Here is a 437-nt window from a genome sequence, read left to right on the forward strand (position 1 = left end):
GTCTCAGCGCATCAGGATTGCCATCGCTTACCGTCAGGACTGTAGACGGAGCGATTAATGGTCACGTTGTAGTAATTCACCCGCTGTGGCGAGTGACGGAAGGCGTTACCAAGAGGTTGATGCGCTCTGACTGGCGACCTGATACGCAATATATCGACACCTTGAACTTGGAGCGTCGGCCTCTTCGCGCCCTAGCCGATATGCAATCGGCTTTAAGTGGGAATGATTGAGCAGCGTCGACTTGCACTTGGGTCTGGATGTTGGCGGTGCGGAAAGAACCTTGCACAAAGCGTGTTGCGGTCATTTTGGGCGGACTTTCTTCGACAGTATGGGCTGCCACGGCGTGTCTGGCTAGCTTCTGCGTGTAGTTGAAGGATCACGATTGATATGCTACCTGAAGCAACTCCGGACGATTGTCGCGGTGAAGGCGCTGATAC

1 protein-coding gene is annotated in these 437 nt (G+C 54.0%); it reads left to right on the forward strand.

Features of this window, described 5'->3' with window-relative positions; translation table 11 throughout:
- Positions 1-230 (forward strand): hypothetical protein (locus tag ACU8YE_RS25480; RefSeq protein ID WP_446930380.1); only part of this gene is annotated, 230 nt, incomplete at its 5' end.
- Positions 231-437 lie beyond the last annotated feature (207 nt).

It is taken from the genome of Ralstonia sp. VS2407 (genome assembly GCF_052950655.1).